At 55.3% G+C, this 22,245-nt stretch carries 27 protein-coding genes; 5 read left to right on the top strand and 22 right to left on the bottom strand.

The genetic code is table 11. The features are described from left to right. Positions 1 to 5 precede the first annotated feature (5 nt). Entirely contained in the window at positions 6 to 299 is a 294-nt protein-coding gene (locus ACFDAU_RS05570; protein ID WP_413439013.1) for a hypothetical protein, read from the bottom strand. Here ACFDAU_RS05570 and ACFDAU_RS05565 point away from each other — a divergent pair. The 4 genes from ACFDAU_RS05565 to ACFDAU_RS05550 are packed head-to-tail and all read left to right on the top strand — an operon-like array spanning position 286 to position 2,366. Beyond that, entirely contained in the window at positions 286 to 564 is a 279-nt protein-coding gene (locus ACFDAU_RS05565; RefSeq protein ID WP_124703452.1) for a hypothetical protein, read from the top strand. The genes ACFDAU_RS05570 and ACFDAU_RS05565 overlap by 14 nt on opposite strands. Before the next feature lie 13 nt (positions 565 to 577). Next, positions 578 to 772, top strand: coding sequence for a hypothetical protein (locus ACFDAU_RS05560; protein ID WP_413439012.1), 195 nt, complete (start codon positions 578 to 580; stop codon positions 770 to 772). A gap of 16 nt (positions 773 to 788) precedes the next feature. After that, positions 789 to 1,721 (top strand): sulfurtransferase, encoded by a 933-nt coding sequence (locus ACFDAU_RS05555; protein WP_413439011.1) that lies wholly within the window; start codon positions 789 to 791, stop codon positions 1,719 to 1,721. Positions 1,722 to 1,727: 6 nt separating this feature from the next. After that, a complete protein-coding gene (locus ACFDAU_RS05550) occupies positions 1,728 to 2,366 on the top strand; it encodes a c-type cytochrome (protein ID WP_413439010.1) in 639 nt (212 codons plus the stop codon). A 148-nt stretch (positions 2,367 to 2,514) separates the two neighbouring features. Here ACFDAU_RS05550 and ACFDAU_RS05545 read toward each other — a convergent pair whose 3' ends face one another. After that, a complete protein-coding gene (locus tag ACFDAU_RS05545) occupies positions 2,515 to 3,489 on the bottom strand; it encodes a 2Fe-2S iron-sulfur cluster-binding protein (protein ID WP_413439009.1) in 975 nt (324 codons plus the stop codon). A 24-nt stretch (positions 3,490 to 3,513) separates the two neighbouring features. After that, on the bottom strand, positions 3,514 to 3,882 hold the full coding sequence (locus ACFDAU_RS05540; protein WP_124703457.1) for a group I truncated hemoglobin: 369 nt from the start codon (positions 3,880 to 3,882) through the stop codon (positions 3,514 to 3,516). 202 nt (positions 3,883 to 4,084) lie between these two features. On the opposite strand from ACFDAU_RS05540, the gene ACFDAU_RS05535 reads away from it, so the two are divergent. After that, a complete protein-coding gene (locus ACFDAU_RS05535; RefSeq protein WP_413439008.1) occupies positions 4,085 to 4,555 on the top strand; it encodes an Rrf2 family transcriptional regulator in 471 nt (156 codons plus the stop codon). 14 nt (positions 4,556 to 4,569) lie between these two features. On the opposite strand, the gene ACFDAU_RS05530 is transcribed toward ACFDAU_RS05535, so the two are convergent. The 19 genes from ACFDAU_RS05530 to ACFDAU_RS05440 all read right to left on the bottom strand — a co-directional run bounded on the left by ACFDAU_RS05530 (position 4,570) and on the right by ACFDAU_RS05440 (position 22,164). Continuing rightward, positions 4,570 to 5,979, bottom strand: coding sequence for a chloride channel protein (locus tag ACFDAU_RS05530; protein WP_413439007.1), 1,410 nt, complete (start codon positions 5,977 to 5,979; stop codon positions 4,570 to 4,572). Next, positions 5,936 to 6,268, bottom strand: a complete 333-nt coding sequence (locus ACFDAU_RS05525; RefSeq protein ID WP_413439006.1) for a hypothetical protein — start codon at positions 6,266 to 6,268, stop codon at positions 5,936 to 5,938. Before ACFDAU_RS05525 ends, ACFDAU_RS05530 begins: the two co-directional genes overlap by 44 nt. A 40-nt stretch (positions 6,269 to 6,308) precedes the next feature. Continuing rightward, positions 6,309 to 6,791, bottom strand: coding sequence for a DUF6231 family protein (locus ACFDAU_RS05520; RefSeq protein WP_413439005.1), 483 nt, complete (start codon positions 6,789 to 6,791; stop codon positions 6,309 to 6,311). A gap of 10 nt (positions 6,792 to 6,801) precedes the next feature. Next, positions 6,802 to 7,596: a tetratricopeptide repeat protein gene (locus tag ACFDAU_RS05515; RefSeq protein WP_413439004.1), complete on the bottom strand. Its 795-nt coding sequence runs from the start codon at positions 7,594 to 7,596 to the stop codon at positions 6,802 to 6,804. Positions 7,597 to 7,991: 395 nt separating this feature from the next. Next, on the bottom strand, positions 7,992 to 8,945 hold the full coding sequence (locus tag ACFDAU_RS05510; protein ID WP_413439003.1) for an ExeA family protein: 954 nt from the start codon (positions 8,943 to 8,945) through the stop codon (positions 7,992 to 7,994). 2 nt (positions 8,946 to 8,947) lie between these two features. Then, a complete protein-coding gene (mshL, locus tag ACFDAU_RS05505) occupies positions 8,948 to 10,747 on the bottom strand; it encodes a pilus (MSHA type) biogenesis protein MshL (protein ID WP_413439002.1) in 1,800 nt (599 codons plus the stop codon). Positions 10,748 to 10,776: 29 nt separating this feature from the next. After that, a complete protein-coding gene (locus ACFDAU_RS05500) occupies positions 10,777 to 11,211 on the bottom strand; it encodes a hypothetical protein (RefSeq protein WP_413439001.1) in 435 nt (144 codons plus the stop codon). Continuing rightward, entirely contained in the window at positions 11,196 to 11,912 is a 717-nt protein-coding gene (gspM, locus tag ACFDAU_RS05495) for a type II secretion system protein GspM (RefSeq protein ID WP_413439000.1), read from the bottom strand. Before gspM ends, ACFDAU_RS05500 begins: the two co-directional genes overlap by 16 nt. Beyond that, positions 11,909 to 12,547, bottom strand: a complete 639-nt coding sequence (locus ACFDAU_RS05490; protein WP_413438999.1) for a fimbrial assembly protein — start codon at positions 12,545 to 12,547, stop codon at positions 11,909 to 11,911. The genes gspM and ACFDAU_RS05490 overlap by 4 nt, the downstream gene beginning before the upstream one ends. Beyond that, positions 12,544 to 13,494 (bottom strand): agglutinin biogenesis protein MshI, encoded by a 951-nt coding sequence (locus tag ACFDAU_RS05485; RefSeq protein ID WP_413438998.1) that lies wholly within the window; start codon positions 13,492 to 13,494, stop codon positions 12,544 to 12,546. The genes ACFDAU_RS05490 and ACFDAU_RS05485 overlap by 4 nt, the downstream gene beginning before the upstream one ends. Positions 13,495 to 13,645: 151 nt before the next feature. Then, positions 13,646 to 16,648, bottom strand: coding sequence for a DUF6701 domain-containing protein (locus ACFDAU_RS05480; RefSeq protein WP_413438997.1), 3,003 nt, complete (start codon positions 16,646 to 16,648; stop codon positions 13,646 to 13,648). 232 nt (positions 16,649 to 16,880) lie between these two features. Continuing rightward, a complete protein-coding gene (locus tag ACFDAU_RS05475; protein WP_413438996.1) occupies positions 16,881 to 17,315 on the bottom strand; it encodes a hypothetical protein in 435 nt (144 codons plus the stop codon). Continuing rightward, complete coding sequence (locus ACFDAU_RS05470; protein WP_413438995.1) at positions 17,296 to 18,105, bottom strand: prepilin-type N-terminal cleavage/methylation domain-containing protein; 810 nt, start codon at positions 18,103 to 18,105, stop codon at positions 17,296 to 17,298. Before ACFDAU_RS05470 ends, ACFDAU_RS05475 begins: the two co-directional genes overlap by 20 nt. 16 nt (positions 18,106 to 18,121) lie before the next feature. After that, positions 18,122 to 18,682 (bottom strand): type IV pilus modification PilV family protein, encoded by a 561-nt coding sequence (locus ACFDAU_RS05465; protein ID WP_413438994.1) that lies wholly within the window; start codon positions 18,680 to 18,682, stop codon positions 18,122 to 18,124. Continuing rightward, positions 18,669 to 19,169, bottom strand: coding sequence for a Tfp pilus assembly protein FimT/FimU (locus ACFDAU_RS05460; RefSeq protein WP_413438993.1), 501 nt, complete (start codon positions 19,167 to 19,169; stop codon positions 18,669 to 18,671). Before ACFDAU_RS05460 ends, ACFDAU_RS05465 begins: the two co-directional genes overlap by 14 nt. Positions 19,170 to 19,338: 169 nt before the next feature. Then, positions 19,339 to 19,719 carry a type II secretion system protein gene (locus ACFDAU_RS05455; protein WP_413438992.1) on the bottom strand — a complete coding sequence of 127 codons (381 nt, stop codon included), beginning with the start codon at positions 19,717 to 19,719 and terminating at the stop codon, positions 19,339 to 19,341. A gap of 82 nt (positions 19,720 to 19,801) precedes the next feature. Further along, entirely contained in the window at positions 19,802 to 20,299 is a 498-nt protein-coding gene (locus ACFDAU_RS05450; protein ID WP_413438991.1) for a type II secretion system protein, read from the bottom strand. Between the two features lie 93 nt (positions 20,300 to 20,392). Further along, on the bottom strand, positions 20,393 to 20,938 hold the full coding sequence (locus ACFDAU_RS05445) for a prepilin-type N-terminal cleavage/methylation domain-containing protein (protein WP_413438990.1): 546 nt from the start codon (positions 20,936 to 20,938) through the stop codon (positions 20,393 to 20,395). Next, complete coding sequence (locus ACFDAU_RS05440; protein ID WP_413438989.1) at positions 20,935 to 22,164, bottom strand: type II secretion system F family protein; 1,230 nt, start codon at positions 22,162 to 22,164, stop codon at positions 20,935 to 20,937. Before ACFDAU_RS05440 ends, ACFDAU_RS05445 begins: the two co-directional genes overlap by 4 nt. Positions 22,165 to 22,245 lie beyond the last annotated feature (81 nt).

Here is a 22,245-nt window from a genome sequence, read left to right as displayed (position 1 = left end):
TCATATCAACCGACCGGGGTGGCCGGATTCTGGCGCCACTTGCACATGCCTGCATCAGAAAAGGCATCGCATGGGGCTGCTTTTTTACCAATGACGGCGTTCGCCTGCTTGCCGACAGCGGCATTAAAAACCTGATGGACATGGCTAATCAGGCAATCGCCTGCGAGCACTCCTGGCAACGCTTCATGGCTGAGAAACATTGCCCTGTGGAACTCGGCAGCCAAACCAACCATAGCGCCATGCTCGCCAGGACAGCCCGAGTCATTACCATCTAAGGCAAAAAAAATGACCAATTCCATCAAGACTATCCTGCTTCTCGGGCGGCGTGATCATGCTGAAGCAATGCGCGTAGCCGCAGGCCTGACGATTTTTGGGCACCAGGTGCGTTTAGTGTTTATGCACACGCCAGTCGCCGACACTCCCGAAAATGCAGAGCAGTTCGACCTGCTGGATTTGGCCGACATTGCTCCGGAAACCACCGTGCCAGAGGAACAATTGCCATTTCTTGACAAGGCGGCCCTGGCCGAGGCGATGCTCGAGGCCGATTTCATCATGAGCGTTTAGGATGGAACAGAAAATGGATGAAATCAATGTAGTCGTACTGCAAACGGACATTTTTCCAGACCAGGAAACGCTGGCTGAAGCAATCGAGCAACTTCAACAGACCCATCGCGTGTGGCATTTCGACGCCACACAAACGGGCAATGCCGAGCGGGATTGGGATCAGGCGCTGCTGCGCCTGCTTGATGCCGACCGGATCATCGTTGTTTAACGAAGGAGGAGAAATTATGAAACGGATATTGTTTTTAACTGTAGCCTGGCTGGCGACAGCAAGCGCGACCGCATTCGCCGTAGCCGATAGCCCGCTTGTAGACACCAACTGGATTAAGCAGAATTCCTGCAAGCCAGGAATTGTGGTATTGGATATTCGCAACCAGCTCGACGGTCACTCCAAAATAGATTATTTGCGCGGCCATATTCCGTGCGCCATATACAGCGATTATATGAAGGATGGCTGGCGCGCCAAAGTGAACAACATACCCGGCATGCTGCCGCCGATTCCGCAGATCGAGAAACTGATCGGCAGCCTCGGCATCGACGATAATTCCCACGTGGTGATCTATTCGGCGGGTAGCAACGCCCTGGACATGGGCAGTGCCACGCGCGTTTATTGGACGTTCAAAGTGCTGGGGCACGACGACGTTTCCATTCTGAATGGCGGATATGCCGCTTATGAGGCGGACAAGGCCAACAAGATCGAAACCGGCATGAATCAACCCAAACCGAAAACCTTTGTAGCAAAATTCCGCAAGGACATGTACCCCACGGAAGCCGACGTGGAAAAAGCCAGGAAATCCGGCGTTCTGCTGGTCGATAATCGCCCCAACGACCAGTATCTGGGAGTCAACCGGACGCCCGCTGCGGTCAAACGCAACGGCACTATTCCAGGTGCAAAGAATCTCCCGGAGAGCTGGCTCACCGACAATAACGGCGGCAAATTCCGCAGCGTGGCCGAACTGGAAAAGCTCTATAAAGATGCAGGCATTCCCCTCAAAGGAGAAGAGATCAACTTCTGCAATACCGGCCACTGGGCGTCGCTGGGCTGGTTCGTTTCCAGTGAAGTGCTCGGCAACAAACTGGCCAAGGTTTACGATGGTTCGATGGCCGAGTGGAGCGCCGATCCGAAGGCGCCTATAGAGCAGAAAATCAAGGTGGAATAACGGCCTGTGCGTTTGGGCCGAGTTCTGGTCGTCCTGGTATTGTTCGCTGCCGCCCTGCCTGCATGGGCGAGCGGCGAGCATGAGCGCCGTCTGCAGGTGGAGATCGCCGTCTTGTATGGCGATGCTCAACTGCTGCTTAATCCGGCAACGCCTCCATTGCGACGCGAAGGTTTGCGCCTACGCATCCGCAGCAGTCTCGGAACTCTGGGAATGCTGGCGCGTTATGCCGCTCAGGAAGCCCCGGCTTTGCAATCCGTTACGGGCAAGCAAATCGCCGATTTGCGCACCCAGTTTGCCCACAACAATATCCAGACATTCGCCAGACAACTGAAGCTGCTTGAATCGAGACAGCCTTTAGACATGTCTGGTTTTTTGCCCCTCACTGCAACGCCTTTGCGTTTGCATACCGGACAGGATATTTATCAAAACCTGTGTATCGGCTGCCATCTGAACCCCGTCCTGACTCAACCCAATCCGGCACCCAATCTTTTTTCAATGGCCGCGACCATTCCGCGGGAGGAATTCATCGCCCGTATGCTGGGCGGCATCCATGGCGTGCATCTGACGACGTTGCAAAACCCGTTTACCGACGAAGAAATTGCGAGCATGACAGTGTTCTTCGAGCAGGCGCCACCCCACAGATAGGCAACCAAAAGATTCAAAAACTGTATTGTCTTCGTCGCCTCATCCTCGCCGCTTGAATATTTTGCGAGCTTACGTCTTACGGCGAAATACCTGCTTACCCCATTTCGTGCCTTTCGTGTCTTTCGTGGACCAACTGTTTTTGCCAGAATTAAGCCGCGGCCAGCGTAAAGGCATCCGCATAAATGTCTTTCATTGCAGCACCGGTCAGGAACGCCTTCTTCTTGGCCGTTTTGACCATTTCCGGATTACCGCATAGAAATACCCGCCACCCCGTCAATTTTCCGATATCCGCCAGCGCCACATCGAGGGCCCGGCCCTGGGCATAGCCATCCGCCGGCATTGCATCACCGGAAATACAAGGGGTATAGCTGAAATTGTCGTGGCGGTCTGCCAAGGCGCGCAGTTCGTTGACCAGATACAACCCCTGCGGATTTCTGCTGCCGTGGTAGAGCCTGATCGGACCCGTGTGGCCCTGTTCCAGCGCATCGCGGGCGATGCCGTACAGCGGTGCAAGTCCGGACCCGGTTCCAATCAGCAGGATGGGTTGCTCCGGGTGGCCTGGCACATAAAAACAATTGCCAACTGCCTGGCTGATCTCGACGACGTCGCCGGGTTTAAGGTAATGGTGCGCCCAGCCGCTCACTCGGCCGTCGGGCACCTTGCGGATATGCAATTTCAGGTGCTGATCGTGCGCCGGCACGCTGGCCAGCGAGTAGCTGCGCCCCAGCGTGGCATCCTTGAACAGATTGATGAACTGGCCTGCCCGGTATTCAAGCGGATTTTCACAATGCAGTCCCACGCAGATGATTTCATGGTTGAGCGATTCAATGCTGTGCACGGTCGCCTGGATGCGTGCGCTGCCTGCATCCGGCAGGCTAACTTCCATGTCTTCGAGCGGGTGGCAGCTGCAGGCCAGGAAATAGTTCTGTGCCTTGAGCGTTTCCTTCAATCCATTTTGCGAATCAAGCGGCGGAGTACCGGATATTGAGCGCATCAAACAGGTCTGGCATATGCCATTGCGGCAGGAAGACGGGATGGATATGCCATACCCGGTCAATGCATCAAGTACTGATTGATTTTCGGCACAAGCATAAGTATCGCCGTTAAAAGTCAGATTGGGCATGGCGTATCTCCTGAAATGAATCTATTATTTTCCGAGAACGTCGTTACGCGTGGTCTCGCAAAGCGCTGCCACTTCTGCAATATACGGCTGCGGAACATTGAGTTCCTGTAGCGTCGCTGCCAGATTTTCCACCACCGCATCAAAATGAGCGTCGTTCAGACCTTTTGCGACCAGATGTGCATGGCCGCGCCGCATGTCCATGCCGCTATATTGATTCGGCCCGCCGAAAGCCATTGTCAGGAATGCCTTCTGTTTGGCGGCTTGCCGGTCCATATCCACATCGTCGAAAAAATCGCTGATACGGTCATCGCTCAGCACCTTTCGATAAAAAATTTCCACGGCTGCGTTCACCGCACCGTCACCGCCCAGCTTGTCAAACAGTGTGTCATTCATACTCTATGTCCTTTATTCAAAACGCCAATAACATATATATTAGATACATGTTTAAAGGCAAAATTAAAGGGCTGCAAGCCCTCGGTAAACATATACAACGTCATGAAGTATATGAGCGCATACTAATATGCCATCGCGGTCATGTCAAAAGAAATTTGCAACGGCGGTATAATCGACGCCAGAACGGCAGCGATCAAGGCATATGCAACTTACTCAATACACGGATTATTCATTGCGCGTGCTCATTTACCTCAGCCTGAAGCAGCCTGAAGAACTGGGAACAATCAGTGAAATTGCCGGATTCTACGGAATCTCGCGCAACCATCTGGTCAAGGTGGTGCACAATCTGGCGAATCACGGGTTGATTCAGACGATACGCGGCAAACATGGCGGCATGCGCCTGGCCCGCCCAGCTGCGGAGATCGCCATCGGTGAAGTGGTACGCCTGACCGAACCGAACTTCGATATCGCGGAGTGCTTCAACAAAGCGACCAACGATTGCACCATCACTCCCGTCTGTGCGCTCAAATCCATATTGAGCGAAGCGCGTAGCCGCTTTCTTGAAGAGCTTGATCGCCATACGATTGCGGATGCGGTCACCAGAAAATCCGCTCTATCGAAGCGTATTCATCTGAGCTTGCCCATCACCTCTCACCCGCGCAGGGCAATCTGATACGGGTGACTGCATCAAATCGCGCTTGTCTGCTGTTCCGGCCTGCGTGATTGTCTGGCAACAAAATTCCTTGCCAATCCCTTATACAGCGGTGCGGGACAAACCAGCCGCGAAACCGTACTGGCGATCAGCGCAGCTCCCATCAGCGGCACCATCATGTCCTGGTTGTCGGTCATTTCCATCACGATGACAAAGGCGGTGATGGGTGCCTGTACCAGGCCGGAAAAATAAGCGACCATGCCGACTACAATGATGGCGCTGGGATTGAGACCGGGGAACAACGGCGCAAGTTCGGCGCCCAGTCCGGCCCCGACTGACAGCGACGGCGCGAACAAGCCACCCGGGATGCCGCTCAGAAAAGACACCAGCGTAGCCAGCAGTTTCATCACGCCATAGCTGACCGGCAATGCCACTTTAGCCTCGATCAGGTGGCGCGCCTCCGGATAACCGCTACCAAATACGGTGTACCCTGAAGCAATCCCCAGCAACGCCAGTACCAGCCCACAGGCGGCAGAAAACCAGACCGGATGCTGACGCATCCATCGCCCCGTGCTGCCAGGTAAACCATGGGTACTGGTGTGCAACAAGATGCGACTGAAAATTCCACCGGTCAACCCACCCAGCAGGCCGGCAGAAAACACCAGCCCCCAGGCTTGGGTTCCCGCCAGGCTGGCGCCGGTATGACCAAAGTAGTTATAGTTGCCAAACACATACATGGCTGCCAGACCAGCCACGATGACTGCGGTGAGCAGGGTACCGCTGGTTTTTTCTTCGAACGACCGCGCCATTTCCTCGATGGCAAAAACAATCCCCGCCAGCGGTGTATTGAACGCAGCCGCCACACCCGCGGCACCGCCTGCGACAATCAGGCCATGTTCCGATAATTGCCTGGGTAGTTTGACCCAGCGCCCGATGGAATAAAGAATGGCAGCCCCTACTTGCACGGTGGGACCTTCGCGTCCAACGCTGGCACCGCCGCACAACGCCAGCCAGGTCAGCAGCATTTTTCCCGTTGCAATACGCAGCGACAAAATCTGCCTGCGGCTGGACTGGTCGCGGATTTTCAATGTCGCGATCACCTGTGGAATACCGCTCCCTTCCGCCCCTGGGAAATAGCGGCGGGTAAGGAACACCACCAGCGCCATGGTCAACGGAGTCAATATCAGGGGGAGCCAGGGGGCATAGCCAGTCAGGTGCGAAAACAGATCCTGGGCCTTGTCCGCGCCGATGGCAAAAAGGCTGGCAGCAAGCCCCACGACCACCGCACCGATCCAGAAAATCATGCGCACCAGCCAGAGACGGCCAGATAATAAAATAAGGCGGTGACGACGTTTCAGATACATGCCGTACAGAACCTGACTGCAACCGTGCCCGTGTTGATCATTGGCGCTGGCCGGACTGAACTGCCGCATCGAACGCAGCATCGATGGCTTCAATGATGCGGCTCAGGCGGCGGAAATCCGCAGCGCCGCCTTCACCGGCCATGTAACGCCTGCGTAGCGGTCCCAGCGCGTTCACGACTGCGGCACGTTCGACTTCGGCATGAATATCCGATAACGCACACCACACATATATCATGCTGACGACCTCGCCCAGAAAAGCATCGGGATGACGTCCGTCCGTCGCTGCAATGAGAGTGGCATCAGCGTTGCCGCACAATAGCGTATAGCCAGTGCAAGTTTGAAGCGTTTCCAGTAATTGCGCGTAAGTCATGAAACTCGGATGACACCCATTTGGAATTGGCACTCCAGCACTAAATCTCCCAGCGCTCGGGGTGCGCCCAGTATTTGCTGTTGAGCCAGTCCGGCACCTGTTTGTAATCATGAATGTTGTAACAACACAGTATCATCGTGGCCGCAGCGCAGTCCAAGCGCTGGTAAACCTGCATGCCCAGCGCCAGAAAATCCTGCTCTGTCCAAAGGCTGCGTTGTCCGGTCAAACCGGAGCCTAGCGGAGCGCCTACCAGCAAATTTTTTACCTGCGCATCGCGCAAGCGGGCGATCAACGCCAGCGCTGCCTTTTTATCCATGTGTTCAATGCAGCCCATCAGAATAGCCGCATCATAGCGCGCGTCAGTTTGCACCGCTGATGCAACACTCATTCCTGTCATGTTGTTTGCATCGGCGGCACGATAGGCCCTGACGCAAGCTGCCGCGTCAGCCCCCAGCGCAAGCAGGGACTGTGGATGACAACCCTCCAGATAGCGCATAACCGGAGGCACAATGTCGCAGATCATCGCCAGAATTTCACTGCCTGGATTGCTTCAGCTGCTGCTCCACAAATGCCAGCAGATCGGGGCTTAAGGTATTGCTGGCCTTGGCACGGAGAAATGCTTCCTGCGCTTCCATCTGGCGTTTTTCGGCTTGCAACGAGATGCCCAGCCCCATCAGCCAGACGCCTGATCCGGGAACTTTGCGCAGGGCCAGTAAATAATGCTCGATGGCTTCCTTATTGCGACCTTCGCGTTGCAACAGCGCCGCCAGGAAAGCCTGATAATCGGGCAGTTCGGCTGCATAAGGCAAGCTATGCTGCAGCGTCTTCAGAGCACTCTGGGTATCCCCCTGCTCTACTTGCAGACGCGCCATGATCATTGCCAGACCGGTTTGTCCGGGGTTGAGCTTCAAGCCGTCGCGCAAACTGCGCTCGGCTTCGCCATACCGCTTGGCCGCCACCAGCAAGCCCACCTGAGTTTGCCGCGCAGCCGTATTGCCGGGGTCGAATTGCAGCACATTACCGAGCAATTCGATCGCTTCTGGCGTGCGTCCCTGCTGCAACAGGGATATTGCCTTGCCATATTCATTTTCAGCGCGCTGCTGCGGTGTGATTTCCTTGATCTGCTTGGCGACAGCCGCCGTTGCCACCTCTGTATTTCGCCCCGTATCCACCCGGCTGCCAGGCGCGGGAAGCGCCTGCGCAAGTGCGACAGGGTTGGGTTTTCCCGAATCCGCATCGGGCTGGAGCGAGACAGAATTGGCCGGTACGGCCGGCCTGCCGGGATCTACCCTGGAGGCTGGCGGCAACACAGGCTGCAGTACAGGCAATGGTCTGTTTTCCGTTACCTGCGGTTGGACAGACGAAAGCGCTTGGGACGCGCTGATTTGCATTGCCAGCTTCAAATCAGGCAGGGCATGCTGACCAGGTACGGACGATGTCCTGGGTTGCGATGAATGCTGCACATCCCTGGCGTTTTTTTCTTGCGTTGCCAACGCCCCAGCTGTCGTGCTGGTCAAGGTCGCAGCATCCCTCGTTCTGAAGGGCCCCATCCGCCAGACCAGCATGCCCGCGATGATGGTCAAGACCAGTAGCAAAATTGCCCACCAGGCAGGATGTATCCGGCTGCGTTTCGGCACAGCCCTGAGTTGCGCGGATATCGATGCATCTGCCTCTCTTGCAGAGTGCCGATTTTCCAGGTCCTGCAGCATTTGATTGATCACGCTCATCGTAGCACCACCCATCCCAATGCACTGCTGCCGGCAATCAGCAGCAACGCAGCCGCTATTATCCACCAGCGCAACAGGCTCTTTTTAGCCGATCCGGTATCCATTGCGGCAACTCGCACATGACGCGCGCTCACCTGATGCCTGCCCTCGCCATAGGTCAGCATCAAGGCCTTATGCGCCACGATATTGACCAAGCGCGGAATCCCGCCGCTTGCCGCATAGAGTTGATTTGCCGCACCGCGGCTAAACAGGCGCCCGCCCGTAAAACCCGCCACATTGAGGCGGTGTGAAAGATAATAATCCATGTCGTCGCGCTGCAAAGGACCAAGATGATAATGGAAGGTGATGCGCTGGTTCAGTTGGCGAATAGAATCCTGCTGTAACTTCTGGTTGAGTTCCGGTTGCCCGAACAGCACGATCTGCAGCAACTTGCGTTTTTCCGTTTCCAGGTTGGTCAGCAGGCGGATCGCCTCCAGGCTCTCCAGCGGCATTGCCTGGGCTTCATCCAGACACAACACCACCTGTTTATCCTGCCGGGCGAAATCCAGCAAGGCTGCGGTCAGGGATTTGAGCAAATGATGCTGGTCGACATCCGGCTCCAGAACAACACCCAGTTCATCCGCGAGCGCCAGAAGCAGGGTGTGTGGAGTGAGGTAGGGATTGGGAATATAGGCGGTCACGAAGCGTTGGGTGACAGGCGCCGGCTGCGGCTCACCGTCCGGGACCGCGACGGCACCGTGCTCCTTGTTGATGCTGGCCAGGAACTGGCGGCACAGCAGCGTCTTGCCGGTTCCCACCTCGCCTGTGATCTTGATGAATCCTTCCCCGCTCCGGATCGCGACCAGCAGGGTATTCAGCGCTTCCTGGTAGTCGGCGCAGGCAAAAAAGTAACTGGTATCCGGAGTGATTCCAAAAGGCGCTTCACGCAGTCCGAAGTGGGCAAGGTACATGGTCAGGGGCGACCTGCTGAGTTCCCCATACTCGATCCATCTCCAAAAGTATCGTTACGCTGCATTTTCTGGATGCGCTCGCGGCTGTTCAGAATATCCTGCGCCCAATCACTGTCGCCCTGAACCACCGTCGTTTTCAGCAGAATGACCAACTCGCGCTTCTGGCTGACGCGATTGGTATTGCGGAACAGTGATCCAAATACAGGCACCTCGCCGGCAACCGGCACTTCCGAGCGATCGTCCGTCATGGATTGCCGCATCAATCCGCCTATGGCGACGATACTGCCATCCTGGACCCGCACGACGCTGTCCGTTTCGGATACCGCACTGGATGCAAGCGGGAGATTCAATGAGCCCAGCGTACCCCCAAGATTAATGGTTTTGAGGTTCTCGGTGACCAGGCTTACGGACGGGTGAATGTGCAGGATGATTTCGCCGTCTTCAGAAATCTGCGGCGTTACGTCCAGGGCGATTCCCGAGAAAAATGGCTGCAACGTCACGTTAGGCGTTGTCGTTGTCGCGGTGCCGGTAACCGTGGTCGAGCTTACGTTGGTGACGAAAAAATCATCCGTGCCCACTTTGAGCACCGCCATCTGGTTATTCAAGGTGGCAATGCGCGGACTGGATAGCACATGCACCGTACCCTGAGTATTCAGGAACGAAAGCAGCGCGGCAAAATTGCTGGTCTGATAGGCCAGGCCGAATAAGCCATTGGCAGCCGTTGCTGCACTGGCCGTCGCAATATTTGCCAGGGTAGAACCCGGCGTAGCTGCCAGAGAGGGGCTGGTCAGAGGACCGCCAAGCGTGCTTAGCGTCGTTCCGGGCGTCACAGAACCCACTGATACGGCGCTGTTCGGCCCAGTCCTGAATGCCGCCCAGTTAATCCCGGCCTGGTAGCCGCTATTGAGTTGCACCTCGATGATCTTGGCCTCCAGCATCACCTGACGATCAACCGATAGCTGCGTGGCTTTCAGGTAATTCTGCACGTGCCGTATTTCGTTCGGCATCGCGCGAATCAGCACCACGCCAGATTGCGGGCTTACCACTACCTGGCGGCCATCCTTATCGCCGATGATGGCCGTCAACGAGCTTTTCAATTCGCCCCAGAAATCGGTCTCGGTATCGGTCGTGATTTTGCTGGTTTCGAAGGCGCGGCTGGTAGGCGCACCAGTCGTCGTGGTCGTACCGCCGGGCGTCGTCGGCCCGGTTGACGATGAATTGCTCACCGAACCGGAAATCACCCGAATGTCAGACGCGCCTTTGCGCTGGCCGCTGATGTAGTTCAGCTTGAACACCCGCGTCTGCATGGTGAGCGGCTGAATGAAAATGCGGGTACCGTCCACCTTGTAATCGTATCCGTAGAGTTCGCGGATCGCGTCGAGCGCTTCAAATACGGTGACGTTCTTGAGATTCACCGAGATCGTGCCGCTCACCTCAGGGTGTACCAGCATGCTGTAGCGCGTACCCGACACGATACCCAGGAACACCTGCGTAGCCGGTGCATTGTTGACGACCAGGTCGAATCGTTGCTCGGGCGGTTTGGCAACCTTGGGCATTTCGATATTGAGCGGTGGCAGGAGTGCAGCATTCACCGCGCTCTGCGGCGCCGGCTTTGCCTGCGCGGCAGCGGCCTTGTCGAGCTCGCTATTGATCTGGTTATAAGTAGATTTATCCGGCGCCTCCAGATTTGCACACCCGCTTAGCGCCAGCGTCACCAATCCCAACAAGACCGGTATAAGTCGCACCGTAGCCGAGGTTTCCCGGTTAGTCGACAATTCCCTGAATAAAATTCGTTTTTGCATTTTTTCTACCTTTTTGCCTGCCGGGACGATCAGTGTTTATGGTGCTGGCTGCGCATGATGAGGCGTTTGCCGACATCGGGGAAAAGTTTCAATGTCTGCACACCGCTGCTGCCTTTCAGCAGCACTTCATTCTCGTTAATCATGACAACCCGGGCGTCGCCCAGCTTCTCCCCAACCGTGACACGCTGCCCGCTGATAATGGCCGAACGCTGGTGTGCCGAAATGAGCACGGACTGCAACTGGGGGCCGCTTGTCGCCGGCGTTCCCGCATTTCCTTGCGGCGCAGACAACTCGGCCGGCGGCCGCGTCGGATCCTGCAACATATCGGCAGCAGCAAAAGGAGAAAAACAATAGGCCAAAATTAAAAGGCAAAAATCAAACCCGTACATCTTCCAGCTTTTGCCTTCCAATTCTGGCTTCCCGTTTTTGTCTTTTGTCTTTTGATTTCTCATATTGCCAGCCATGCCTTATCCAGGCTCAAGGTATACAGTCGCAAGGTAAGCGTCACCTTGGGATATTTCTCCACATCCAGATCCGCCTTTCCCCAGAACATGTGCCAGGGCAGCGATTCCATCTCGGTCAGATAGCGCAACAGATCCAGATAGCTGCCTTCCAGCGTAATCTCGACCCCGTGTTTATATACCAGGCTTTCAGGTGTGGCCGGTTTTTGTGGTTGCGCTGGTTTGTCGGCCTCGCCTGGCGTCTTGCCGGTTGCAGCAGTGTCAGGCTCGCCCAAAACGGTTACCGGTAGGGTCTTTAATGCCACCAGCCGCAACGAGCGGTTGTGCTTCAGGATATCTTCCAGCAGCACCGGTATCCGCTGGGGTGGTACCAGCCCGCTTTGTATGTCTTCAAGCGTTTTCCCCGTCCGCTCGGATTGTTCCCGCAGTTGCGCAAGACGTGCGCGCAAAGCGACATCCGGATCGACATTCCAGCTATTCACCAAGGTCTGGATTTGCCTCTGCATCGCACTGGTTTTTTCTTGGGTCTGAGCAATCTGTTGCTGCAATTTTTTATGCCGCGTCAACAAAGGATTGATGAGCAGGGTATTCACCAGCACGATCAGCACCATCGCGACTGCAAGAAAGATCAGGGCGCGTTCGCGCAAGCTCATTGCATCAATACGCTCTGCCCAAGCTTGCCATTGTGCTTTCAGGGCGCTCATTTGGCGGGCTCCGCTTTTGTCTTGCTCAGGCTGAATTCGATATACGGGGGCAGCGGCGCCGGTTTTCCATCTGCCGTTTTTTCGGCTTGGGGCAGGCGCATTTCCAGCATGCTGAATGTCTTCCCTGCCAGCACAGGTTCTTTTTTCAGACGACTGATGAAAACAGGCACCAGCTCCGCCTGCAGGGTTCGGCCATTGATCGCCATGTTGCTACCCAGGCCTGTTACGTGGAAACCGGTAATCCATAACCCGCTCAGCGTCTGCCGCGAGAGCGCACGCAGATATTCGGAAAACCCCTGGGTATTGCCCAGTTCCCCTTTGCCCAGCAGCTCGATAATTTGATGGCGCGCTTTAACATCGTTATCCATCTGCACGACTTCATCCTGCAGTAATTTACTGGGATGGCGTGGTCCAAACGAAGCGGAAGCCTGCGCCAGCTGTACCTGCGTGGCCTGGAAGGATTTTTCAGTCTGCACGGAGCGCTGTTCCAGTCCGGCGGTGCGATACCAGGCGTAACCGTAAACCAGCAACGAACCCAGCAGGATGAGGCCAAGCGCCTGCATCATGGTTACGGTGGAGAAATATTTCTCCTGTTTGCGGAACAGCGGATTGTAGAGGTTGATCTGTTGGCTCACAGCACCTTTACCTCTTGTCGCAGCGCCGCACCCAGCGCCATGAAATAACGCTGCTGTTGTGAGGCCTGCTCCAGTTCCGGCACTTTGGAAATATCCAGAACAGCATCCAGATTGAAGGTTTCAACCGGCATGTATAAATTGGCAGCCAGATATTCCTGCAAACCGGCACTCCCTTCGCCCAAAGGCGCAAGCATCAGCTTGGCGACCGCAATAAATCTGAACTGGCGTTCAAAATGATCGAACGAGCGCTGCAGTTCCAGAGTGACCCGGTCATAACACGCATTTTTCTGGGTAATATCCGTCTGCTGCAATTGTTCCAGGGTCACGTCAAAGCGCCGCGACAGATACAGTTCACCGGCGAAAGTGATAGTGAGCAAACCGCCTGCCTTGTCAAAGGAAAGTAATGCCAGGCCACGATCTTGCGGCTCCAGCAAGGCCGAAATATTGCGTTGCGCCATTTCCGGAATATCGATGACGCTCAACGGAATTTTGAGTTGTTCGAATAGCGTCTGGCGCTGCCTGATGAATGGAGAATGCGCCGCGACCGCATACATCGAGCCTTTGCGCTCGGGTGCGTTTTTATCGCCCGGAATATCCAGCACGTCGATGGTCGCATCATCGATATGAAAATCCAGCATGTCCTTCAAGCGCCAGCGAATTGCCGTTTTGAGTTCCTCTTGCGGAACGTTTGGCGTATCCACGGATAACAGCTGATACTCGCCGGGATTCAGCAAATTCGTGCACTCATAACGATCGACGTGCAATTCCTTGGCTATTTTTTCCATTGTGGGTTGGACTTGCGATTCATCGGCGGGATAAAAAGCGACCAGCTCCACCTGGGACAGGGCGGCTGGTACGGGCGTGACATGCGCCATATAAATGCCATCCTCCTCAATATTGATGGACAACCAGCCGGCAGTTTTTGTTGTTTTCGAGAATAGACGCATGCCCACAGCCATTTGTAAAAACCACTTGAAATTAAAACAATAAGCCATTGTTGTCAATTGGCTTTTGCCTTTCCCACTTCAATTCACCCGAATACATCCAGCTGCTCTACGCGATAACCCTCTTTTTTCCGCAGTACGCCAACTATTTCTGCTAATACATTTCACGTATGTAAATGAAATCGTTTGCGTTTTTATAAATGCCAAATGTGGCGCGTCCGTGCGGATTCTGGTTATAGTTTGTGCCCGACCATTTGCCTTGCAGATAAGACTGGTTTGCCGCCGTTACGGCTTGTTGAGTGGTTGGCAGTGGTGCCACGCAGGTCGGACCGGTAGCGCTGGCACCCAGATTCACCGTCAGATCCACGCTGCCGTTATTGCCCGCGCCGGGTTTCACCAGTTTCAGGTTGCTGCTCTTTCCGCCACTCAGCCGTCCGCTAACGGAAACCGCAGTTTCGCAAGCGCTCAGATTGGTCAAATAATTACCCATGGCAATATTGGTGGCGGTGATAATCGTGCAGTTATCTGCCGCATTGGTGACAAAAACTGTCCCATTCCAATATTGCGCTTCAGCCGGGATCGGCAAATCCAGCAACTCCGAACCAAACGCATTGCTCAGCCTGAGTCGGCCATAGCGGAACAGATTGCCGGAATCGAAAGCAATACCACTGCCCGTGCCATTGAAAATTGCCGGTGTCGTCGTGTTGATGGTGCCATTTCCTGCCACCCCCACTTCACTGGCATCAGTAACACTCAGGTTCAGGGAAATATTGGCATTGAAAGGCGCCTGCGGTGTGGTCAGGCTGCGCACATAGGCCAGCAGATCGGTACTGTTGACATTTTCGCTGCCGGTCCCGTCATTGTTTGAGGTAATAGTCGGCAGGGTAGCCAGGCCGGTATCCAATGTCCCGGAAGGGCTGCTATAGGCATATGCGGCTGCAGGCCGCCACAGACTGCCAGTATAATTCTGTGTCGTGGCACCAGCGGCATTCTGAGCAGTAATCAGCGCCTGAGGAGCGGTGATATAGCCGAATCCTTGACCAATATACGTAAACGAACGCGAGGTGCAGACGGTGTCGTTGAAGGTCTTGAATGATGGCGTATTGCTTCCTGTCACGCTGAAATGATCGGGCACAAAGCGCCCCACATTCAGCGCTCCTGAGCAAACATACCCCCCTGCGCAGGTCTGAGGAGTGCCATCATTAGCATCGACGCTAGCGAAACCAGAATCCACTAACCGCATAGTGAATGCTCCAACCTCGCTATAAATCGCGGTATTGCTAGTCACGCTACCGGATGCCGCGTTCCAGCTACCCGGGCTAAATGCACCCGCCGTGCACCCGGTCGGGAGTAGGCAAGCTGTCACGCTTGCCGCAGGAGTACCTGTGTAGTTGCTAGTAGTATTACCCAGACCATTCACAGCGGTGGCATTGACAGTAAATGGCTGCCCTGCCTTGTGAACGTTGCCGCCCGAAACGGCGGTGTTATACAAAGTTCGCGCGGTTCCCGACGCACCCCAATTAGCGTCGCTCACGCTCACGTTACTAAAACTGGCCGGCCGGATAGCGAAATTATCAGTGGAACAACCAATGGTTGTTGGCGAGCCAGACGCCGGATAGGAAATGCGCACCCGCACATTACGCCAAGCGTTATTTTCCTGAAAAGCCACCGTTTTGCGCCCATTATCTGCAGCAGCGTAAGTCGGATTAGTAGGCAAAGTCTGAATGGTAGCCCAGCTCGCATTGCAGCCATTCGAGTCGAGCACCCCACCCGAACTGGCGTCCAGCAATTCCACTTTGACCGCACCAGTAAAAGTGGTGAGGAGCGCGCTTTTCGTCGTATTGAGCGCAATCAGGTCCAGATTGAACGGCGACCCGGCAACCTTGGTCTGAATCACACCCGTGATTGCGCCGGACGCTGTGGAAGTCTCATATGCATTGAAGCCGCCGGGCTGCGAACCGGAACAGATTACCACCGGTCGAGTGCTACCGTCTGCATTGAGGCCCGCGAGTTGATTATTATAAATGGTCGAAATTTGGGTGGCGTTCAGGGCATTGGCATAAACCCGCATTTCATCAAGCGGTGCACCGAAGCCTTGTGCGGCAGATGTGTTGACGTAGTCGTAGGAGGTTCCTATATAAGCCAGATTACCGTTGGTTTGCAGATTGACTTGATCACGCAAAGAACCGTCTATATAAAGGTAGCTCTTTCCTGCCTGCCCGATAAGCGCAAGATGGTGCCAGCCGTTGGCAAGTGTCCCGAACTGGAAATTTCCACTTACATCATTAGTGGGGCTATACGTAAAAACTCCCCACTGATAATTGTTGTTACGATCCAGGTACAACAAATCTCCGTTGCCGGATGTGGACGCAAGGACATGGTATCGCTGGGTTGAGATGAATGGCGTCTGGAACCAGACGCTGAGCGACCAGTCCCCCGCCGTCAATGGAATTGAAGTGGATGGCTGAGCCCAGGTGCTGTAGCTATTGAAATTTCCATAGCGCTGCACCTGACCCGGTGTTGAGGTGTTCAATCCGTTCTTTGCCTGGGCGTTATAAGTACCGGTGGAATCAATCACTTCGTTGCCGACGCCGGAATAAGAGCACTCATCGAAGTGATAATCCGCCAATAGTACTGCCGCCAGTTTCAGGGCGATCAGCTGTCCGATGTTATTCACGCTGCTTGACGACGTCGCGGTCTTGTTACTGGAATTTCCTGCCGAAGCCTGCGTTGCATCAGCAGCTTCGATGGTAATTCCGTTCGGCCCGGCGGCGGTGGCGACATCATATTGCTCCGTCATTCCGGCAGGCGCCAGGAAGCTCGATGCGTCAGCTGTAGTGTAAAAACCAACCAGTTGCGCGTCGCTAACCGTAGTCGTGACCGCCTTTGCCAGCACAGACGTGCCATTGCCGGTATGAGTGCTGAAAACATCGATCGGAGCCGTGCTGTCCACGCCGCGATAGGCGATGATTCCCGCAGCAGCGCGCTGGGAAGAACTGAAACCCCAGGAATAGCTTACTGGCTCGACACCTGCCACCTTATAGTACAACGCCTGTACCACCGCGCCGCCGTTATCAGCGACGATCAACGTCCAGCCAGAAGGGGCGGAAATCGTCGTTGCCGTTGACCCGCTGTGCACGCTGACCTGTGCCAGCATCACATCGCCTGCGGCGACACCCACCGGTACGTTTACCGACAATGACGTACTCGTGGCACCCCCACCTCCGCCTGTTACAGTGGCGCTGCTCCCGACCAAGGAAATCGCCGCCTGCGCCGGCAATGCAAACAGCAATGCCACTACCCATAAGCTACCCAGCGCGTAAAATCGCTTCATCATCGACCTGCCCCTTTTACCCACAGGGCCCCTGTAAAAGTGTTCGTATAGGTGTTCATTTTCCTATCGTCGCTTGCAATTGCCGTTCCACATACGTGGCGCCGCCTACCGTTCCCTGGCTGGCAGTTGAAATGATCTGATACATGTTCACCGCATTGCCGCCTTCCGTAGTGGAAGGGAATTGATTGCACTGCACTACGATGCTGAATCCGGCCTGCGTACCGCCTGCCGTTAACGACGTGCTGGATTGGCATTTTGAGCTGATCAACACTTGATAGGCACCCCATTCGATACCGGTACGCGCTGCCTGATAGGCTCGGGTGCCTTGTACATCCTGTGCCGAGGTGATGTGCTGCACGCTGGAGAAAGTCAGCATGAACGCGACCAGGGCGGCCAGCACGACCACCAGAAAAATCGCGGCGACGATGGCGAAACCGCGCTGGGTGGCGTGGGTAATGGAGCGGTTCCGGTCAGGGCACATTGCTGACATGCACCTCGTAATACAGGCTCACGCTTTCGTTGTTTTGGGTAACCTGCAGCCAGGCCGATACCAGACCCGCGCGCTGGGTAATCACCTGCTGATCGTAGTTAAAATTGCAACCCGAAACATTCTTGGCCAACAGCGCTCCCGGTGTAGTAAAACTGGTGGGCTGGCTTGCCTGGATGGGATAATTCCAGTAGCGCGTGAGTGTACCGGTGCCGTTGCCACTGGCATCCGTTCCCACCCCGGCGCAGACGTAGGAGACCGGGTAGGAAATAATCTGAAAGCGGTTGGCAGGCGAAGCGAACGGGAACTGCTTGTCTGCAATCTTGACATTGCTGCCAGCAGTGCTAATGGGACTGGTGTTGTCGCCCTTATAAGCATCCGCACCCGAAATTCCCAAGTTGTACACTGCGACCAGATTTTGTGCGCCTGGCACCGTCGAGACAGGTGGGCCTAGCACATCAAAGCTATTGTCAAGGGTAGTGAAATCCAGAATATCTCCCGCCCCGCTATTATCTACCTCGGCCCGATAACGCCCGCCGCCGCTGGTTTGCAGAAACTCCAGATAATTGCCTCCGCTCACGCGCACGCTGTTCGGCAACGCCAGATGCAGGTCGCGCGAGATGCGGCGCTGAGCGGTATCCGCAATATCGGTCAGTTCGGCACGCCGTGCTGAATCGAAATAGCCCTGCACCGGCGCGCGGATAAACACCGCTACCATCCCGGCGATGATACCGGTAATGGTGATCACGATGATCGCCTCGATCAGGGTGAATCCGCGTTGGGTTTTGGTCATGGTTGTCATCATTTCGTCATGGCACCGCATTCGGCGCATAGCGGAAACGATAGCCGGTGAGGGTGATGTCGGTGCTGCCGGAAACCACGCGCACATCGATTTGCAAAACATCGGTAGCAGGCAAAGAAAAACTTGTACCTACCTGGGCGATACTGACGCTGGCGGCATATGCGCCGAGCCCGGTAATCGGGCTACCGGTTATATCCACGATGGAAGGCATGGAGAAATTCGTGTAGTCGGATACGTTGTTGGCATTGCGGGGACTCGTTACTCTGGCCGTCGCGGGCAGCGTATCTTCCGAACCCGCCACACCGCCAGTACAGCTACTCGCACTGCTCGCGGTCAGCGCCAGCGGATCAGTGGGAAAACAGTAAGTAAAGGGCTGCAACTCGATCTCTTCCAGCAAGGCCTCGGCAATCGCCAGAGCCTGCTTGCGCACCATGGGATCGGCGCTGTGCTGTGTGGTGACGTTCATCACCGACAGCACACCTGCGACTGCGACGCCGACGATGACGATGAACATCACCAGTTCGATCAGCGAAAGGCCAGCCTGCCGGTAGCTGCTAGGAATGGACATAGCCGGTGTCCTGTTCGACTATGATGCTGCCCGATGCCCCATTCACCTGCATGGTTTGACCGATGCTGGCCTGCCCGAGCGCGTTGAACTGGAAAGGGGTTGGAGTACCGGTAAACGTTACGCCTGAGTGTGCTGTGACCAGAAAAGGGCTGGTACCGGCTGGCCCAGCCAGATTGATGTCACAGATCGGTGAGCCGGCAACTGAAGCCATGGTGAGGGTAACGCTGGTTGAGCTGAAGCTCACGCACACCGTGCGGCGCTGGGCGATTGCCGCTTTCTGGGCATAGCGCAATGCGGCCAGCGTTTCATCATTGAATCCGCGACTGTCAAAAGTTTGACGATCGAAAAAACGAGGAATAACAGCAACGGCAAGTATGCCGATGATGACCATGACCACGATGAGCTCGATGAGGGTGAAGCCGGAAGCTGATTTGCTAAGCACATGGAGGCCGGTTTGCCGGGACAATCGTGTAAGGTGCATCAGCATATCAGCCCATCAATTCCATCGCTGCCTGTCCCGAAAAAAAGTCGTCCAGCTAACAATGCGTAAGGCGCATTAGCCCGAAGGCATAATGCGCCAGTACCTGGGTGAGAGCATTTGCATGGACATCCATGCGGCGCAATACGCTGTGCTAGTGCGCCCTACGCGTGCCGCATTAAATGCCGATAATGTCTGCGTTTGCTGTAGCACCACCAGAGGTTTGGGTAACCACGCAGCTGTTATCTCCTGCTACGAGCACAGCAGTATTATCCAGCGTATATCCAGTAGGGATTCCGCCTTGCAATATTGCAGTGGCCGCCGTCTCACAAGTAAGCCCAATAGTTGCCGAACCTTTTGAGCTATTTGCGCTTCTGGCTGCATAATTAATAGCGCTTGCTGAACTAATGGCGCCGACCACCCCTTTAAGTGCTGCAGTACTTGCATCACTACTCATATCAATAAACTTTGGTAGTGCCACCGCAGACAAAATCCCGAGAATAACGATCACCACGACCAGTTCGATCAAGGTAAAACCTGCTTGTACTTTACGCATCATTCAACTCCTTTAATTTTGAATAAAAAATGTCTCTGAATACATCTCAGCAATTAACATGCCTGTACCTGCATAGGCGCCTTCCTTAACAACCTGAAGTCGTCGATGTGATGACTGGCGCAACCAGAACTCCGCCTGTAACGGTAGCGGCGGTATAGGAAATCCGGCAGTTCGGTGAAGTGCCTCCGTTAATGTCGATCACTATCGGATCGGTCGGAGTGGCACCCGCTGTAATGGTTACCGCATCATTCGTCGCATTCAGTTGCGCTGCGGCAATAATGCCGGCGGCGGTCGCGTCGGGGTACTGGTTAACCATGGCAACGGCTGTTCCGTCCATATTGGTTGTGCCACCAGTTACCGTACAGGTGGAAGGCGTAGTCAGCCCCGCCAGATCCACCATGCAATTGGCACGCGCCAGTGCGGAAGCTGATCTAACGGCTCCGTAAATCGCTTGCGCCTTGGCTGCACGCGCCTGGGTCTGCAGGTTGATATAGCGCGGCAAAGCTGTCGCCGCGAGTATCCCGATGATCGCGATGACGACGACCAGTTCGATCAAGGTAAAACCATGATGATTTTTACGCATTTGTCATTCCTCCGTTTCCATCACTCAATAGCCGGCTAAATTCCGCTGCTGACCAACAGCACAAACCATGCCATCAATCAGTGTGCATCTTGCTCAGGGAACTCTGGCGAGAGTCACTCCCTCAACTTTGGGTATTTTGCTTCCACCTTTAACCGGTGGATGTATCACCGCGGCCACCCGGAAACGTACCGCTGATGCGCGGGGCTCCGTTGCGAAAATATTACCGCTATCTGGCATGTAGATTAGCTCGTGTCGACTTGTATCAAAATACCAAGCATTGCCGGGAATCGCGCTCTGTTCGGGGTTTTGCAATGCACCGATATAATTGGGTGGTGGCGCAGCCAGCCAGTTGACGGGGTTTTCATGCACCAGACCGGCTATCTCATCCATCTTGCCCTCCATCATCAGCTCTGCCACGCGCAAACGCAGGCCGCTGCGCATGTTGATGACGGTCATTTCCATGGCGGTTTTTTCAGCCAGCGCCTGATAGCCAAGAAATCGGTCGTAGAGTACGAGGGAAAGTACGCTGACCAGCAGAATGACCCCCAGCAGTTCGAACAGGGTGAAACCGGCCTGCCTTTTAATAACCCAAACAACTGACGCGGGGCGGCAGGATATGCCACGCCGTACAGTTTTCATTTATGCAGCGCGACCTTGCCGAGATCCCATATCGGCAGGAATACCCCCAGGGCCAGGACCAGGACGATGATGCCCAGACCGACAATCAGGATCGGTTCGATTTGCGACGACAGAGTCTTGAGTTCGTAATCCACTTCACGCTCGTACATTTCGGCAATCTCTTCCATCAGGCTGTCGAGTTCGCCGGTTTCCTCACCCACCGCAACCATCTGCAGCACAACGGGGGTAAACACCCCCGCTGTCACGGCTGTGCGCAGTATGCTTTCGCCGCGTTCGATGCCATCGCGCATTTGCGTGATGCGGCTGGCGATGTAGGCGTTGTCGACCGTCTGGGCCACTACGTTCAGGCACTGCACGATGGGCACACCGCTCTTGCTGGCCAGCGCGAAACTGCGCGCGAAACGTGCCAGCGCGCCTTTCAAGACGATCTTGCCCACAATCGGGAAACGCAGCTTGAGCTTGTCCCAGCGGTAACCGCCGTTGGGAGTGGCGATATAAAGCTTGAACGCTATGGCGGCACCCACGAGCAATGCCAGCATCAGCGGCCAGAACCTGACCATGAAATTGGAGAAGCCAATGAGTATCTGCGTCATCAGCGGGAGTTCGGCGTTAAAGCCCGCGTACACTTTTGCGAACGCCGGGATCACAAACAGGTTGATCACCGTGATGGCTACGGCCATCGCAATCACCACAAACATCGGATAGCGCAAGGCTGTACGTATCCGTTCGCGCATCAGGCGCTCGAATTCGAGATGGTCGAACAGGCGCAGGAATATCTCGTCCAGGCGCCCGGTCATTTCACCGACGCGCACCATGCTCAGATAAAAAGGAGAGAAAACGTCAGTATGACGGCGCATGGCCGCGGAAAGCTCGCGACCCGAATCCAGCGATTCGCGGATATCGCCCAGCACGCGTCCAAACGATTTGTTGATGGCGGATTCCTGCAAGCCGGCCAGCCCGCGCATGATCGGCACGCCGGCCTTGAGCAGCGTGTAGAGCTGGCGGCTGAACAGCTGCACATCGATGGAACGAATCTTTTCTTCGGTCAAGCGTGCCCACCAGCCACCTTCACCGCTCAACGCAGGTTTTTTGGTCAGCGTGATTTCAATCGGCGTGATGCCGGTATTGAAAAGCTGCTCCGCCACCGCGCTGCTGTCCGGGCTTTCAAGCACCCCGCGCACCAACTCTCCGTGGGTATTGCGGGCTTTGTATGCGAAAAATGCCATCTATGAGGCCTTTGGGTAAAAGGCAAAAGGCAAAAGGCAAAAATTAAAAGGCAAAAATGGAGTGGTCAATTGGGTGTTTTT

The sequence above is a fragment of the Sulfuriferula sp. GW1 genome (genome assembly GCF_047300855.1).
GTDB lineage: Bacteria > Pseudomonadota > Gammaproteobacteria > Burkholderiales > Sulfuriferulaceae > Sulfuriferula.
This window is presented reverse-complemented; position numbering and strand designations above follow the sequence as displayed.